General features: G+C 70.1%; 13 protein-coding genes. 8 read left to right on the forward strand and 5 right to left on the reverse strand.

The window, feature by feature from the left end:
• The first annotated feature begins 193 nt into the window (after positions 1-193).
• The 4 genes from ACGFX9_RS01590 to ybaK all read left to right on the forward strand — a co-directional run bounded on the left by ACGFX9_RS01590 (position 194) and on the right by ybaK (position 4,148).
• Complete coding sequence (locus tag ACGFX9_RS01590) at positions 194-1,708, forward strand: oxidoreductase (protein WP_393465521.1); 1,515 nt, start codon at positions 194-196, stop codon at positions 1,706-1,708.
• Between the two features lie 150 nt (positions 1,709-1,858).
• Positions 1,859-2,866, forward strand: coding sequence for a hypothetical protein (locus ACGFX9_RS01595; RefSeq protein ID WP_393463200.1), 1,008 nt, complete (start codon positions 1,859-1,861; stop codon positions 2,864-2,866).
• 11 nt (positions 2,867-2,877) lie between these two features.
• A complete protein-coding gene (locus ACGFX9_RS01600; protein ID WP_393463202.1) occupies positions 2,878-3,618 on the forward strand; it encodes an LON peptidase substrate-binding domain-containing protein in 741 nt (246 codons plus the stop codon).
• Positions 3,619-3,635: 17 nt separating this feature from the next.
• Positions 3,636-4,148 carry a Cys-tRNA(Pro) deacylase gene (gene ybaK, locus ACGFX9_RS01605; RefSeq protein WP_393463204.1) on the forward strand — a complete coding sequence of 171 codons (513 nt, stop codon included), beginning with the start codon at positions 3,636-3,638 and terminating at the stop codon, positions 4,146-4,148.
• A gap of 130 nt (positions 4,149-4,278) precedes the next feature.
• Here ybaK and ACGFX9_RS01610 read toward each other — a convergent pair whose 3' ends face one another.
• The 4 genes from ACGFX9_RS01610 to ACGFX9_RS01625 form a co-directional block, all read right to left on the reverse strand.
• Complete coding sequence (locus ACGFX9_RS01610) at positions 4,279-4,947, reverse strand: DUF2567 domain-containing protein (RefSeq protein ID WP_393463206.1); 669 nt, start codon at positions 4,945-4,947, stop codon at positions 4,279-4,281.
• A gap of 34 nt (positions 4,948-4,981) precedes the next feature.
• Positions 4,982-5,800: an ABC transporter permease gene (locus ACGFX9_RS01615; RefSeq protein WP_393463208.1), complete on the reverse strand. Its 819-nt coding sequence runs from the start codon at positions 5,798-5,800 to the stop codon at positions 4,982-4,984.
• Positions 5,801-5,855: 55 nt separating this feature from the next.
• A complete protein-coding gene (locus tag ACGFX9_RS01620; RefSeq protein WP_393463210.1) occupies positions 5,856-6,890 on the reverse strand; it encodes an ABC transporter ATP-binding protein in 1,035 nt (344 codons plus the stop codon).
• A gap of 111 nt (positions 6,891-7,001) precedes the next feature.
• Complete coding sequence (locus ACGFX9_RS01625) at positions 7,002-8,276, reverse strand: NYN domain-containing protein (protein ID WP_393463212.1); 1,275 nt, start codon at positions 8,274-8,276, stop codon at positions 7,002-7,004.
• A gap of 236 nt (positions 8,277-8,512) precedes the next feature.
• Between ACGFX9_RS01625 and ACGFX9_RS01630 the strand changes: the two genes are divergently transcribed.
• Positions 8,513-8,698 carry a hypothetical protein gene (locus ACGFX9_RS01630; RefSeq protein WP_393463214.1) on the forward strand — a complete coding sequence of 62 codons (186 nt, stop codon included), beginning with the start codon at positions 8,513-8,515 and terminating at the stop codon, positions 8,696-8,698.
• A 76-nt stretch (positions 8,699-8,774) separates the two neighbouring features.
• On the opposite strand, the gene dnaE is transcribed toward ACGFX9_RS01630, so the two are convergent.
• Positions 8,775-12,317: a DNA polymerase III subunit alpha gene (gene dnaE / locus ACGFX9_RS01635; RefSeq protein ID WP_393463216.1), complete on the reverse strand. Its 3,543-nt coding sequence runs from the start codon at positions 12,315-12,317 to the stop codon at positions 8,775-8,777.
• A 190-nt stretch (positions 12,318-12,507) separates the two neighbouring features.
• On the opposite strand from dnaE, the gene ACGFX9_RS01640 reads away from it, so the two are divergent.
• From ACGFX9_RS01640 to ACGFX9_RS01650, 3 genes are read left to right on the forward strand one after another with little or no spacing between them, the layout of a single operon-like run.
• Positions 12,508-13,848: a DUF2252 domain-containing protein gene (locus tag ACGFX9_RS01640; protein ID WP_393463218.1), complete on the forward strand. Its 1,341-nt coding sequence runs from the start codon at positions 12,508-12,510 to the stop codon at positions 13,846-13,848.
• 57 nt (positions 13,849-13,905) lie between these two features.
• Positions 13,906-14,592, forward strand: a complete 687-nt coding sequence (locus ACGFX9_RS01645) for a hypothetical protein (protein WP_393463220.1) — start codon at positions 13,906-13,908, stop codon at positions 14,590-14,592.
• 53 nt (positions 14,593-14,645) lie between these two features.
• Positions 14,646-15,464: a thioredoxin domain-containing protein gene (locus tag ACGFX9_RS01650; RefSeq protein ID WP_393463222.1), complete on the forward strand. Its 819-nt coding sequence runs from the start codon at positions 14,646-14,648 to the stop codon at positions 15,462-15,464.
• Positions 15,465-15,493 lie beyond the last annotated feature (29 nt).

Consider the following 15,493-nt stretch of genomic DNA (forward strand, 5'->3'; position numbering starts at 1 on the left):
TCGGACGCCCGTATCACTGGCTGATATATCTCCCGGCAGACCACGTTCACCACTAGCGTTCAGCCCGTCACCGAGCGGGCATGAACAGGTGTACGAGAAACAATCGCATCGCAGTACGGGGAGGACACCAGCAGTGGTCGACGACACCGGCATCGGGGATCCGCCGGATGGACTGACCGCCGCGGAGCACGGCATGTGGCAGGCCTTCCGCAACGGCAGCGTCTACGACCTCCGGTCGGGGGACGCGATGGCGGACGATCCGCACGGCGGCCACCCCTGGGGACCCGAGCGCAGCGTGCGCGCGCGCATCGTGTGCATGCTCCTGCTCGACGGGCCTCCCGCGCTCTCCGGCCGCGTCTCCTCCCTGAAGCTCGCGGGACTGCAGATCACGGACGTACTCGATCTGGCGGGCGGCGAGGTGCTCCCCTACGCCGAGCTGAAGCACTGCCGCTTCGAGAAGGAAGTGCTTCTGCCGGAGGCGAAGTTCACGACGCTGCGCCTGGTCAACTGCTCGATCCCGCGCGTGGAGGCGGCCCGGGTGCACACGGAGGGCGATCTGCATCTGCCGCGCTGCCGGATCCACAACGGGATGCGGCTCACGGACGCCCAGATCGGCACCGACCTGCTGATCAACCAGGCCGTGATCTACCGCGACCGGCGAGGCCGTTCGATCATGGGCGACGGGCTCTCGGTCGGCCAGGACCTCCAGGCCGAGATGATGGAGTCGCACGGCGAGCTGAGCCTGCGCGGCGCGAAGATCGGCGTCTCCTTCAGCCTGCGCGGCAGCAAGCTCGCCAATCCGTACGGCCGCCGGGCGCTGAACGCCCCGCAGATGACCGTGGAGCGCACGCTCTACATGACGCCCGCCGCGCTGGGCGATCCGCCCATGACCAGCGGCACGACCCCCGCGCGCGGCACCCGCGTCCAGCGCTTCGAGTGCCAGGGCGGCATCCGGCTCGACGACGGCCGCTTCGGCGACGCCGTCGACCTGGCCCAGGCCCGCTTCGTCCTGGAGAACGACCAGGAGGTGTCGCTGCGCCGGGTCCAGACCCCCGAGCTGCGGTTCCTCGGCGAGGCACCGGAGCGCGGAAAGATCATTCTGTCCGGCGCCAAGGTGGTCAACCTCATCGACAAGTCGACCAGCTGGCCCGGCCCCGGCGGCCTCCAGATGGGCGGCTTCAGCTACGAGAACCTCGTCCCCCTCGGCAGCTTCCCGCTGGCCCGGCGGCTGAGCTGGGTGGCGGCCGCGACCGCCGAGTACAACCCCGAGCCGTACGAGAAGCTGGCCACGGTCCTGCGCAACGGCGGAGAGGACGCCGACGCCCGTGAGGTGCTGCTCGCCAAGCAGCGCAGGCGCCGCGAGACCCTGCCGATCGCGGCGAAGCTCTGGGGCTTCGCCCAGGACTGGACGGTGGCCTACGGCTACCGGCCGGGGCGGGCCGCCCTGTGGATGGCGGTGCTCTGGGCGGTGAGCGCGGTGGCCTTCTCGCGCGCCGACCACCCGGCGATCAAACCGGGCGAGCATCCGAACTGGAACCCGGCGCTGTTCTCCCTCGACCTGCTGCTGCCGGTCATCGACCTCGGCCAGGACAGCTACTGGCAGTTGCGCGGCGGCTGGCAGTGGTTCGCGGCGATCCTCATCCTGCTCGGCTGGGTCCTTGCCACGACGGTCGCGGCGGGGGCGACGAGACTGCTGCGGAGGAACTGAGGGGGCGGAACTGAGGGGGCGGACCGCACACAGGGGGCGGGAGATTTTACCTTCCCTTGACCGTGTGTCAGGCAACCGAACGACCGATACGAAAGCGTCACCCGCTACCCCCTGACACAGCCCCCACCTGCGGCTTTCAATACCCACACCATGGCACTCCTGCGCGCTCTGATCCGCACCGCACGCATGGTCAGGAACACCCCACTCCTGGCCGTCGGCCTGACCCCCGACGACGAGGTCCTCCTCGACGCGCCCGACGACCGGCTCGGCCCCGCGCTCGTCGCCGCGGGCCGGGGCGACTACGACCCCGCGGCCAAGCTGCTCGCCACCACCCGCGAGGGCAACGAGTGGGAGAACCGCGACCGCTACACGACGCGCCTCGCCGCCTTCGCCCGCTCCCGCTCCGAGTGGTTCGACAACTGGCGGTGCGCCGCGCCGCACGACCCGGACGCGCTGCTCGTCAAGGCCGAGCTCGCGGTCGTCCGCGGCTGGGAGTCGCCCGCCCGCGCCGAACTCCTGCGCGAAACGGCGCCCCTGCTCACCGCCGCCGCCGAGGCCGACCCGCGTGACCCCGTGCCGTGGCGGATCGCCCTGGACCACGCGCGCGGCACCCATGCCCCGCACTCGGTCTTCCACGAGATCTGGACCCAGGCGGTGCACCGCTCCGCGCACCACTACGGCTGCCACGCCTCGGCCCTGCAGTACCTCTCCGCCGACTGGTACGGCTCGCACCGCCAGTGCTTCGACTTCGCCGAGCGCGCCGCACGGGACGCGCTGCCCGGTTCGCTGATCCAGGCGCTGCCGGCGCGGGCGGCGTTCGCGTATCTCACCAGCGCTTCGGGGAGCGTGCCGCGCGAGCGCCTGGACGCCGCGGCCGACCTCGGGATCGCCCTGTCCGCGGAGTACGACGCCGGGGACCCCTGGCCCGCGGAGGTCCGCAATCTCCTCGCGTACGTCCTGGTGCGCCTTGAACGCTGGGCCGACGCCCTCGAGCAGCTGCGCCTCATCGGCCCCTACGCGACGTCCTTCCCCTGGGAGCGGATGGCCGACGATCCGCTGGGCCAGTTCCTCGAACTGCGTGACGGCGTGCGCATCGAGGTGGCGTCCACGACCCCGCTGCGCACCGGTCGCGGACGTCCGCACTCCGGCGACCATTAGGCTTGAGGCTCGTGACCACCGTCCGGCTTCCGCTCTTCCCGCTCAACTCGGTGCTGTTCCCGGGACTCGTGCTCCCGCTGAACGTATTCGAGGAGCGATATCGCGCCATGATGCGCGACCTGCTCAAGACTCCCGAAGAGGAGCAGCGCCTCTTCGCGGTAGTCGCGATCCGCGACGGCCTGGAGGTGGCGCCGAGCGCTCCCGGCCTCCCCGACCCGACCGCACAGCCGGAACAGGGGCCGACCGCCGGCTTCGGCGACGACCCGCTCAAGGCGTTCCACGCGGTGGGCTGCATCGCGGACGCGGCGACGATCAGGGAGCGCGCCGACGGCGGCTTCGAGGTCCTGGCCACCGGCACCTCACGGGTGCGCCTGCACTCGGTGGACGCCTCGGGAGCCTTCCTGACCGCGGAGGTCGAGGAGCTGCCCGAGGAACCCGGCGAGGAGGCCGGCACGCTGGCCGAGGGCGTCCTGCGGGCGTTCCGCGCCTACCAGAAGCGGCTCGCGGGGGCGCGCGAGCGGTCGCTGTCCACGGGCGCCGAGCTGCCCGACGACCCGTCCGTGGTGTCGTATCTGGTCGCGGCGGCGGCCGTCCTCGACACCCCCACGAAGCAGCGGCTCCTGGAAGCACCGGACACGGCGTCGCGCCTGCACGAGGAGCTGAAACTCCTTCGCGCCGAGACCGCCATCATCCGTAATCTGCCCTCGCTGCCCGCGACGGACCTCACGCGCGGCACCACAAGCCTCAACTGACGTAAGGCGCGAGCGCTTTGGCGAAGAAGCAGAAGAAACAGCAGAAGCAGTCGGGCGCGGGCGGCACCCCCGCGACGGTCGCGCTGACCGCGGCGGGCGCGGCCTACACCGTCCACGCCTACGAGCACGACCCCGCGCATCCCTCGTACGGCGAAGAGGCGGCGCAGGCGATGGGCGTCTCGCCCGAGCGGGTCTTCAAGACTCTGGTCGCGGACGTCGACGGCGAGCTGACGGTGGCCGTGGTCCCCGTGGCGGGCACCCTGAACCTCAAGGCGCTGGCCACGGCGGTCGCGGGCAAGCGGGCGGTGATGGCGGATCCCGCGGCGGCCGAGCGCGCCACGGGGTACGTCCGCGGCGGCATCTCTCCCCTGGGCCAGCGCAAGAAGCTCCGCACGGTCCTGGACGACTCGGCGTCGGCCCACGCCACGATCTGCGTCTCGGCGGGCCGCCGAGGCCTTGAGGTGGAACTGGCTCCCGGCGATCTCGCGGGCCTCACCGGCGCGGTACTGGCCCCGATCGGGCGCGAATAGGCCCTCGACGGCGGCCCGGGGCTCGACTAGTACCAACCCCATGTCGAAGAAGACGCGCAAGCGGAAGTGGCGGGCCAGGAAGGGCAAAGCGAACCACGGCAGGCGCCCCTCGTAGCCGCCACCCGTACCGTCAGACGGCGCCCGGGGACTCCGGGCCGCCCTCAGAACGCCCCGGATCCCCGTAGTCGAACGGGTAGGGCTCGGGATCCCGGGGCCCGAAGAGGCCGGTAAGGCCCAGGTGCACGAGCAGCGCGGCGACCGGCCAGGCAAGGAGCGCCCCCTTGGCCTTGAGCTCCAGGGGCGCGTCGAACGCCACACCCTTGCCCACGGACTTCGCGTGCGCGGCGACATCGGTCTCGGGGCCCAGGAAGATCCCGAGCCGCCAGCCGATCACCGCGGCGAGCAGCGCCCCGGCCGTCAGCCCGACCACCAGGGGGATCCCGCCGCGCTTGCGCAGCAGGAACACCACGACCCCGCTCACCACGCCGAACGCAAGGGCGAGCAGAGTGAACGTTCCGTCGACCCCGATCGCCTGCTCCCCCTCGGTGTCCTTGAGGTACACCGCCTCGCCGTCGGCGATCAGCGGGACCCTGGGGGACAGCCACATCCAAAGCAGGCCGAGCAGTACGCCGCACACGGCCACCGCGACCGTGATCACCGCGGCCTGCCGGACTTCGGTCTTCATGCCGGGTCCGTCCTCCTCGTACGCCGGAGAGGCTCCGGACGGCTGAGCGGCTTGCCAGGGGTCGTGCTGGGGCCGGTCGTGGGGCGGCTGGGAGGGCGTCAGCGGTGCAGTCACCCACACATGGTGCCAGGCCCGCCTGTCACCCGCGTCACCGCACAGCCGCACGGCGGTACGCCCAGGTGGCGATCGCAAGCGAGGCGACGCCGACCCCGGCGCAGACCCCGAGGTCCAGGGCCACGGCCGCCCAGTCGGGATGCGGCCCGAAGGTGCGGGCGAACGCCTCGACTCCGTACGTGGAGGGCAGCAGGTCACGCGCGTACTGGAGGAATTCCGGCATCCGCTCGGCCGGGAGCACACCGAGCAGAAGCGCGGCGGACATGCCCAACTGCCCGAGCAGCGTGGCCAGTTCGGGGCGGGGAGCGAGCAGCCCGAGGGCGGCGCCGAGCCCCGCGAGCGCGGCACCGGCCAGCGGGATCACCGCGGCGAGCACCCACAGGTTCGCCATCGGAAGCCCGAAGAGGCCGCACCCGACGACCGCGGTGACCAGCGTGCCGGGCACGGTGAACGAGGCGTAGGCCGCCGCGGCGCCGAGGACCACCGACGCGGGCGGCACGGGCAGCGTGGCGTAGTGGTCGAGGCCGCCGTCGGCCCGCAGCTGCCCGAAGTACTGGGCGAGCAGGTTGAGCGCGACGAACGCGACGACGAGCACGGAGGACCCGGCGACGACGGCACGCGCCTCGCCACCTCCGTCGACGACGCCCCGCATCAGGATCATGATCCCGACGGACTGGAAGGTCGCCACGAAGAGCAGCGGGATCCGCGCGACCCGGGCCCGGGACAGCTGCGCCCGGTAGACGGCGGCGAGCGCGGGAAACAGCCGCGCACGGGGTCCGAGCGGCGCGGCGGCGTCGGACCGCCACTCGCGGTCGTCGGTCCGCACCGCGGCTTCCAGGGGAACGGCACTCACCGAACGACCCTCCTGTTGCTGTTCGTTCGCCGGGGGAAGGTCACACCTTGGAAGGTCACGCCTTCACCAGCCCTTCGCCGTTGCCGCCCAGTGCCAGATACACGTCCTCCAGGCTCGGGGTGGCCAGGGTGAAGTCGTCGAGCGCGGAGAAGGCGGCCCCGCCGGTGACGGCGGCGACCGCGGCACGCGCCTCGTCGGGAGCCAGGCGCAAGGACCACTTCCGGCCGGACTCGACCGCGGAGGAGCGCAGGGCGGCGACCTCGGGGACGTCGAGCGGCGCCCGCTCCCGCCACACGAGCTCCACCCGCACCTCGCCCGCCACCTGTTCCTTCAGCCCCTGGGGGCTGTCGCAGGCGATGACCTTGCCGTGGTCGAGGACGGCGACGCGGTCGAGGACCGTCTCTGCCTCGATCACGTTGTGGGTGACGAGCAGCACGGTCGTGCCGCGCTCGGCCCTGCGCCGGTCGACGGCGCCCCAGACGGCGCGCCGCGCGATGGGGTCCATGCCGGTCGTCGGTTCGTCGAGGACGAGCAGCGGCCGCTCCCCCACCAGCGCGGTGGCGAAGCAGGCGAGCCTGCGCTGCCCGCCGGAGAGCTTCTTCAGCGGTCGCGGGGCGAGCTCCGTGAGCGCGAGTTCGTCGAGTACGGCGTCCCGCTCGGCCCGCGCGGCGCGCACATCGAGGCCGCGCAGCCGCGCGGTCGTCTCGACGGCGAGGGAGACGGTCAGTTCGTCGAGCGCGGTGGACTCCTGCCCCAGGTAGGCGAGGATCCGCGCGGCCCGCTCGGGGTGGCGCAGGATGTCGTGCCCGAGGATCTCGACGCTCCCGCTGTCGGGCCGCATCAGACCGGTCAGCTGGCGTACGAGGGTGGACTTGCCGGCGCCGTTGGGCCCGAGGAGGCCGAAGATCTCGCCGCGCCTCACCTCGAGGCTGATGCCGTCGGTGGCGCGCACCTCGGGCGTCGCGGGTGTGCCGCGCCTGCCGCGGGCGGCGGGATATGTCTTGACGAGGTCGCGCACCGCGCAGACGGCATCGCTGCCGTGACCCTGTCGGAGCCCCTGTCGGACTGCCTGTGCCGAGCGCGTACTCACGAAGGACGAGGGTACGGGGTCGCGTGCCCGGTACGACGCCCGGGGCGCCCCGTACGCCCCGTATCAGTCATCTGCGGACGTGTCCGGGCACTCTCCTGCGTACCTGTCCCGTCACTCGCCGGACCGGTCGCCCACCGGCGCGTGCTCCACGGCCGTGTGGACGTCGATCTCGCGCCAGAAGCCCGCCCGGATCGCGTACCGGTCGTGCTCGTCGATCTGGTCGTCCTTGTGGGCGAGCAGGCCGAAGCGGGCCGCGTACCGCAGCAGCTCGCCGTCGACGCGGTGCGGGATGCGCGGGTACATCGTCGAGAGCTTCTGCAGGTTGTGCTGTTCGGGCAGGCGGCCCATCCAGCGGCGCGCGAACACCTGCCCGACCTCGAAGGGGTCACCGCCGACGGTGGTGATGTCCTCCTCGCGGTCGGCCCAGCGCTGCTCGGCCGTCGTGAGCTGGGCGAGGGTCGGCAGCGCCGCGGCCTCCGGGCTCTCGGGGGCGCCGCCGGGCCGCTCGACCCAGCCCTTGTCGGAGGACCACCGCAGCGTGGCGTTGGCGGGGTGCTGGGCCGGATGCTGGGCGGGCGGTGCGCCGGGGCCGCGCAGGGCGGCCAGGTCCTTGGGGGTGGGGACGCCTTTGCCGGGGGTGTGGTGGGGCTCGCCGCTGTCGCCGTTGGCCGTGGCACCGACGTGCTCGCCGTGCCCGCCGTGCTGCCCGTTCTGGCTGCCGGCGGCCTCGTCGGCCCGCTGGACGCTGGCCGCGAGCGCGGACTCCGGCAGCGGCGCGGAGAGGATCGCGGCGATCTCGGGGCGGGGCGCGGGAGAGGGCGCGCAGACGCCGGTGAGCTCCTTGGGCCGTACGGCCTTGGTGATCCAGGCCCGGTCCAGGACGCGGCGCTCGTCGGCCTCGGCGACGAGGTCCTCGGACTGGTTGTAGTCCCCGTCGGCGGCCTGCACGGCCCACAGGTGGACGGCGACGCCGTGCTCCTTGGCGGCCATCATGCCGGGCAGCAGGTCCCCGTCGCCGGTGACGAGCACGATGTCCGAGCAGGCGCGGTTGCGGGCCAGCTCGGTCAGCTCGGCGTGCATGGCGGCGTCGACGCCTTTCTGGGCCCACCGTCCGTCGCTCCGGGTCAGGGCGCCGAGGCGGACCGTCACCCGCGGCATGACGCGCAGCCTTCGGTGCTCGGGCTGGGGTACGCGGTCGGGGGCGCCGTCGAACCAGTAGATCCGCAGGAGCGGGCGCTCGGTGTCGGATTCGGCGCGCTCACGGATGCCCTGGATCAGGGCGGTGTGATCGACGGTGATCCGGGAGCGCGACGGCTCGCCCGCGAGGAGGCTCGCGGCCGCACCCAGCAGATACCCGGCGTCCACCAGGACGATGCAGCGGTCCACGCGATCCACCCTCTTTCCCTGGAGATTCCCTGGAAGTAATGGTTCGGGTTTCCTTCGAGTCTGCCCGACCCGGCGGAGGTTAACGGCCGGAACTCGATCTTCGGCGTGGCGTACCGCGACTTCACTCCCCGACAGGGCTTATTACGCACGGTAATTCTCTGAAATGCGCCGCTTGTCGCGGTATGTGAATCTGGTCGCGTCCTGGCCCCCAGATCCCCTTCAGGAGGAAGATCACCATGGCCAAGAACAAGAACCGCAAGCAGGGCGACGATCAGAACCGCGCTTCGGCCGCGGAGCAGGCGTCGGAGCAGGCCAAGTCGTCCGCGGAGCAGGCCGAGCAGCGAGTGCAGTCCTCTGTGCAGTCGCAGGGCAGCCCGGCCGAGGTGGCCCGCAAGCACCAGCGTCGCTTCGGCCACAACTGACGCGTACACAGGCGCATATGTGTGAAGGGGCGCACCCGGATTTCCGGGCGCGCCCCTTCTCTCGGATATGTCCGGTCTACCCGGCCAGGCAGGACGGGCCGAGCAGCACCTTCAGGTCACCGAAAAGGGCGGGATCCGGCTGTACGCGGTGCCGGTCGAGGCGCAGGACCGTCGTCTTCTGCGTCCCCTGGAGCTTGATCCGCACCTCGCTGTTGCCCCGGTGGTGGCTGAGGATCTCACCGAGGCGGCTGACCATCGGCGGGGTGACCTTCACCGTTGGGATGGTGATCAGGACGGGCGCGTTGGTGCCCGCGTTCGACAGGTCGGGGACCTGGAGCTCCATCGCGACCAGGCGCGGCACGTCCTCGCGCTTGTCGAGGCGGCCCTTGACGAACACCACGGCGTCCTCGACGAGTTGGGTCGAGACGAGCTGATACGTCGCCGGGAAGAACATGCACTCGATGGAGCCCGCGAGGTCCTCGACGGTCGCGATCGCCCAGGCGTTGCCCTGCTTGGTCATCTTGCGCTGGAGGCCGGAGATGATGCCGCCGATGGTGACGATCGAGCCGTCCGAGTAGTCGCCGCCGGTGAGCTGTCCGATGCCCGCGTCGGCCTTGTCGGAAAGGACGTGCTCCAGGCCGAACAGCGGGTGGTCGGAGACGTACAGGCCGAGCATCTCCCGCTCCTGGGCGAGGAGATACGTCTTCTCCCACTCGTCGGTGGAGAACTCCACGTCGAGCCCGAAACCCGGCTCGTCCCCGCCTGACTCGTCGCCCATGCCCCCGAAGAGGTCGAACTGCCCTTCCGCTTCCTTGCGCTTGACCTGCACCACGTTGTCGATCATGGGCTCGTACTGCGCGGTCAGGCCCTTGCGGGTGTGCCCCATGGTGTCGAAGGCGCCCGCCTTGATCAGCGACTCCGTGGTCCGCTTGTTGCAGGCGGCGGCCTCGACCTTGTCGAGGTAGTCGGGGAAGGAGGCGAACTTCCCCTTGGCCTTGCGCGAGCGGACGATCGACTCGACCACGTTCGTGCCGACGTTACGGACGGCCTCCAGGCCGAAGAGGATCACGTCGTCGCCCTGGGCGGCGAAGTTGTGCACGGACTCGTTCACGTTGGGCGGCAGGACCTTGATGCCCATGCGCCGGCACTCGTTCAGGTAGATGGCCGACTTGTCCTTGTCGTCCTTCACCGAGGTGAGCAGCGCGGCCATGTACTCGGCGGGGTAGTTCGCCTTGAGGTAGGCGGTCCAGTACGTGACGAGGCCGTACGCGGAGGAGTGCGCCTTGTTGAAGGCGTATCCGGCGAAGGGGACCAGGACGTCCCACAGGGCCTGGATCGCGGCGTCCGAGTAGCCGTTCTTCTTCGCGCCCTCCTGGAACAGGACGAAGTTCTTCGCCAGCTCGTCGGGCTTCTTCTTGCCCATCACGCGGCGCAGGATGTCGGCTTCACCGAGCGAGTAGCCGGCGATGATCTGCGCGGCCTTCTGCACCTGCTCCTGGTACACGATGAGGCCGTAGGTCAGGCCGAGCGTCTCCTTCAGGGGCTCTTCGAGCTCCGGGTGGATCGGCGTGATCTCCTGGCGGCCGTTCTTGCGCTCCGCGTAGTTGATGTGCGAGTTCATGCCCATCGGGCCCGGCCGGTAGAGGGCCGAGACGGCGGAAATGTCCTCGAAGTTGTCGGGCTGCATCTGGCGGAGCAGCGAACGCATCGGGCCGCCGTCGAACTGGAAGACGCCGAGGGTGTCACCGCGGCAGAGCAGTTCGAAGGTCTTCGCGTCGTCCAGCGGGAGCGAGAGCATCTCCAGGTCGACGCCCTTGTCGTTCCTCACCATCTTGACGGCGTCGTCCATGATGGTCAGGTTGCGCAGACCCAGGAAGTCCATCTTGAGCAGGCCGAGCGACTCGCACTGGGGGTAGTCCCACTGCGTGATCGTCACGCCGTCGGTGTGCCGCGTCCAGAGCGGGGCGTGGTCGACGATCGGCTCGCTGGACATGATCACGCCGGCCGCGTGCACGCCCATCTGCCGGACCAGGCCCTCCACACCCTTGGCGGTGTCGATGACCTTCTTCACGTCCGGCTCGTTCTCGTACATCCCCCGGATCTCGCCCGCCTCGCTGTAGCGCGGGTGCTTGGGGTCGGTGATGCCGGAGAGGTCGATGCCCTTGCCGAGGACGTCGGCGGGCATCGCCTTGGTGAGGCGGTCGCCCATCGCGTACGGATATCCGAGCACGCGCGCGGAGTCCTTGATGGCGTTCTTCGCCTTGATCTTTCCGTACGTACCGATCATGGCGACCTTGTCGGCGCCGTACTTCTCCGTCACATACCTGATCACCTCGACGCGCCTGCGCTCGTCGAAGTCGATGTCGACATCGGGCATGGAGACGCGCTCGGGGTTGAGGAACCGCTCGAAGATCAGGCCGTGCGTGATCGGGTCGAGGTCGGTGATGCCCATGGCGTACGCGACGATCGAGCCGGCCGCGGAGCCACGGCCAGGGCCCACCGCGATGCCGTTGTTCTTGGCCCACATGATGAAGTCGGCGACCACGAGGAAGTACCCCGGGAACCCCATCTGGATGATGATGTCCATCTCGTACTCGGCCTGCTTCTGCCGGTCATCGGGGACACCGCCCGGGTAGCGGCGGTTCATGCCGACCCGGACCTCCTCCTGGAACCAGGTGACTTCGGTGAAGCCGTCCGGGATCTCGAACTTGGGCATGAGGTCGCGCTTCTCGAACATCCCGGTGGTGTCGATCTGCTCGGCGACCAGCAGGGTGTTGGCGCAGCCCTGCTGCCAGGCGTCGGAGGAGTCGATGGCGTACATCTCGTCCGTGGACTTCAGGTAATAGCCGGTGCCGTCGAAGCGGAAGCGGTCGGGGTCCGAGAGGTTCTTGCCGGTCTGGATGCAGAGCAGGGCGTCGTGCGCGGTCGACTCGTGGGCGTACGTGTAGTGCGAGTCGTTCGTGACCAGGGGCGGGATGCCCAGCTCCTTGCCGATCTTCAGGAGGTCGTCGCGGACCCGGCGTTCGATCTCGATGCCGTGGTCCATCAGCTCCAGGAAGTAACGGTCCTTGCCGAAGATGTCCTGGTACTCACCCGCCGCCTTGCGGGCCTCCTCGTACTGCCCGAGGCGCAGCCGTGTCTGGAGCTCTCCCGACGGGCAGCCGGTGGAGGCGATCAGACCCTCCGACCACTGGGAGATCGTCTCCTTGTCCATACGCGGCCACTTCTGCAGCCAGCCCTCGGCGTACGCGTCCGAGGAGAGGCGGAAGAGGTTGTGCAGGCCCGTGCTGTTCGCCGCCCAGATCGTCTTGTGGGTGTAACCACCCGAACCGGACACGTCGTCCCGCTTCTGGTGCGGCTGCCCCCACTTGATCTTCCGCTTGTTACGGCGGGACTCCGGCGCCACATACGCCTCGATGCCGATGATCGGCGTCACGCCCGCCTTCTGCGCCGAGTGGAAGAAGTCGTACGCCCCGTGCAGGTTGCCGTGGTCGGACATGGCGATGTGTGTCATGCCCATCTCATTACAGGCGTCGAACATGTCCTTCAGCCGCGCGGCACCGTCCAGCAGCGAGTACTGGGTGTGGACGTGGAGGTGCGTAAAGGGCGGCTTGGTCACGGCGGGAGGCCTCCGGAGAACAGTCGGTGACAGGCTGCGGGCAGTCTGGGGGGACAGCGGGGAAGTCTAATCCGGAGCACTGACAGACGTTGGGCACTCGGGGGTACCGTCGTGCGTTGGACAGGTCGGAACCCCTGTCTCAAATGTCATGCACCACCTGGCACCACCTGTTACCTGGAGGCACCCCGCGATGTCGGACCCGCAGCCCACCGCTGAGCAGCGCGGCGAGCAGATCCTCGCCGTCTTCGACACAGCGTTCGGCGAGCTGCTTGCCGCCGACCCCGCCGCGTTCCGGGTGAAGTTCCGGAAGATGGCCGCCTCCGCCTTCGCGTTCTACCGCGGCACGGCCTGCCTCTTCTACGGCGACCTGGAGCGCGAGCAGCACGGCGGCCCGTACCTCGACGACCGCACGGGCCGGGTGTGGATCCACGGCGACCTGCACGCGGAGAACTTCGGCACGTACATGGACGCCCAGGGCCGTCTGATCTTCAACGTGAACGACTTCGACGAGGCGTATGTCGGGCCCTTCACCTGGGACCTGAAGCGCTTCGCCGCCTCGGTGGCCCTGATCGGGTACACGAAGGCGCTCAGCGACGAGCAGATCACCGATCTGGTGCGGATCTACGCCGCGGCGTACCGCGAGCGGATCCACGACCTGGCGACCGGCGCCAAGAGCGACGAGGTGCCGCCCTTCACCCTGGACACCGCCCAGGGCCCGCTCCTGGACGCCCTGCGTGACGCGCGCTCGCTGACCCGTTTCGGGCTCCTGGACTCGATGACGGAGATCCGTGACTTCGAGCGCCGCTTCGCCTCCGGGGGCGGCTCGATCGAGCTCGACGCGGCCACTCGCTACAAGGTCCTCGCCGCCTTCGACGGCTATCTGGAGACCCTCCCCGAGTCCTCACTGACCCGGCCCGACTCCTATCGAGTGAAGGACGTCGTCGGGCGCCGAGGCATCGGCATCGGCTCCGCGGGACTGCCCTCGTACAACATCCTCCTGGAGGGCAACAGCGACGCGTTGGAGAACGACGTCGTGATCTACCTCAAGCAGGCCCAGACCCCGGCCGTCTCGCGGCACATCACCGACGGCGCGATTCGTGACTACTTCCAGCACGAGGGCCACCGCACGGTCATCTCGCAGCGCGCGCTCCAGGCGCACGCCGACCCGTGGCTCGGCTGGACGGAGCTCGACGGCTCCGGGCAGCTGGTCGCCGAGGTCTCTCCGTACGCCGTGGACCTGGACTGGTCGGACATCGACGACCTGGACGAGATCGCCGCGGTCGTCGCCGACCTGGGCCGCGCCACCGCCACGATGCACTCCGCGGCGGACGACGAGAGCGGCCACTCGGACCTGGTGCCGTTCTCCACGGAGCGCGCGATCGACGCCGCCATCGCGGCCGACGAGGAGGGCTTTGGAGACCTGCTCGTGGACTTCGCGCACGAGTACGGCGCACGTGCGCGCCGGGACCACCAGATCTTCGTCGACCTGTTCCGTAACGGCCGGATTCCGGGGCTGCGGTCCATCGTGTAACTCATAGGCACCCTTTAGGGCTGCCTTATGGGAGCACATGGCACACTCGGCTGCGCGATGGACATATCCGGGACCCAGCTCAGAGCCGTGCGCGCGGCACTCTTCACGGCGCTCGTCGTGACGCTCTCCGCCGCGTCGCACGTCCTGCTGTCCCGCGCCCCGCTGCCGCTGACCACCGTCGCCGCGCTCGCGGCGGCGGTCTTCGTCATCGCGTACGCACTGGCGGGGCGCGAGCGTGGCTACGGCCGGATCGCCGCCCTGCTGATCCCCCTTGAGCTGGCTGCCGACACTGTGTTCACCGCGGGCCAGCACGTCTGTTACGGCCAGGCGGGCGGCCCCGTCGCGGGCCCGCTCCGCTCCGTCGGCTTCGACGTGCTGTGCGGCGGTGGCGGCGTCGGCACCCCGCTGGCCCGGATGACCGGCGGCGAGGGGCACCGCGGCGCGGTGCTGCTCGCCGACGCCGAACCGGGCGCCGCCTGGCTGCTCCTCGGCGCGCACATCGGGGTCGGCCTGCTCGCGGCGGCCTGGCTACGGCGCGGTGAGCGCGCCCTGGCCCAGCTGCTGCGCGCGGTGGCCGCTTCCACCTTCCGGCCGCTGCTCATCGCGGTCGCCGCGGTGAGCGTCCGTCCGCGGCCCATGCGCCGCCTGCCGCGCCCCGCGCGCCGGGTACAGGCCGCGCGGACGCGACTGCTCGTGCACTTCGTGGGACGGCGTGGACCGCCGTGCTCGGCCGTCTTCGCCTGAGCACCACCGTCACCACGTACGTCACGTATGCCACCCCTACGGAGAACACCATCATGAGCAAGCGCAACAGCCAGGCGGCCAAGTCGGCGGCCCGCGAGCGGATCCGCGCCCAGCAGGAAGCCGAGCGCAAGCGGGAGAAGCGGAAGCGGTCGATGATCGTCGGCGTATCCGTCATCGCGGTCCTGGCGATCGCGGGCGGCGTCGGCTACGCCGTCATGCAGGCCAACAAGCCCGACCACTGGGAAGCGGCCAAGGACGAGAAGCTGGTCAAGCCGGCGAACTCCACGGGCACGGACGGCACGACCGTCGTCATCGGCAAGGACAGCGCCAAGAAGACCCTCAAGGTCTACGAGGACCCGCGCTGCCCGATCTGTGCCAGCTTCGAGCAGACGGTCGGCCCCACGGTCGAGAAGGACGTCGAGGACGGCAAGTACAAGATCCAGTTCATCGGCGCCTCGTTCCTCGACCGCAACCTCCAGGGCGAGGGCTCCAAGAACGCGCTCAGCGCTCTCGGTGCCGCCCTGAACGTGAGCGACACGGCCTTCCTCGACTACAAGAAGGCGCTGTTCTCCAAGGAGAACCACCCCGAGGAGACCTCCGACAAGTTCAAGGACGACTCCTACCTGCTGAAGGTCGCCGACGAAGTGCCCGACCTCAAGAAGAGCGCGGCCTTCAAGAAGGAGGTCAAGGACGGGACGTACGACCGCTGGGCCCTTGAGATGTCGAAGAAGTTCGACGACAACAAGGACGGCGTCGACGGCACGCCCTCGTTCGTCATGGACGGCAAGAAGCTGACCGGCGCCGACAAGAAGAACGCCCCGACGACGGTCGAGGAGTACAAGACGGCCATCGACGCGGCGCTCAAGGGCTGAACCGACTGAACCACCTGAGAAGAGCGGGC

The sequence above is a fragment of the Streptomyces sp. NPDC048436 genome, from assembly GCF_043200355.1.
GTDB lineage: Bacteria > Actinomycetota > Actinomycetes > Streptomycetales > Streptomycetaceae > Streptomyces.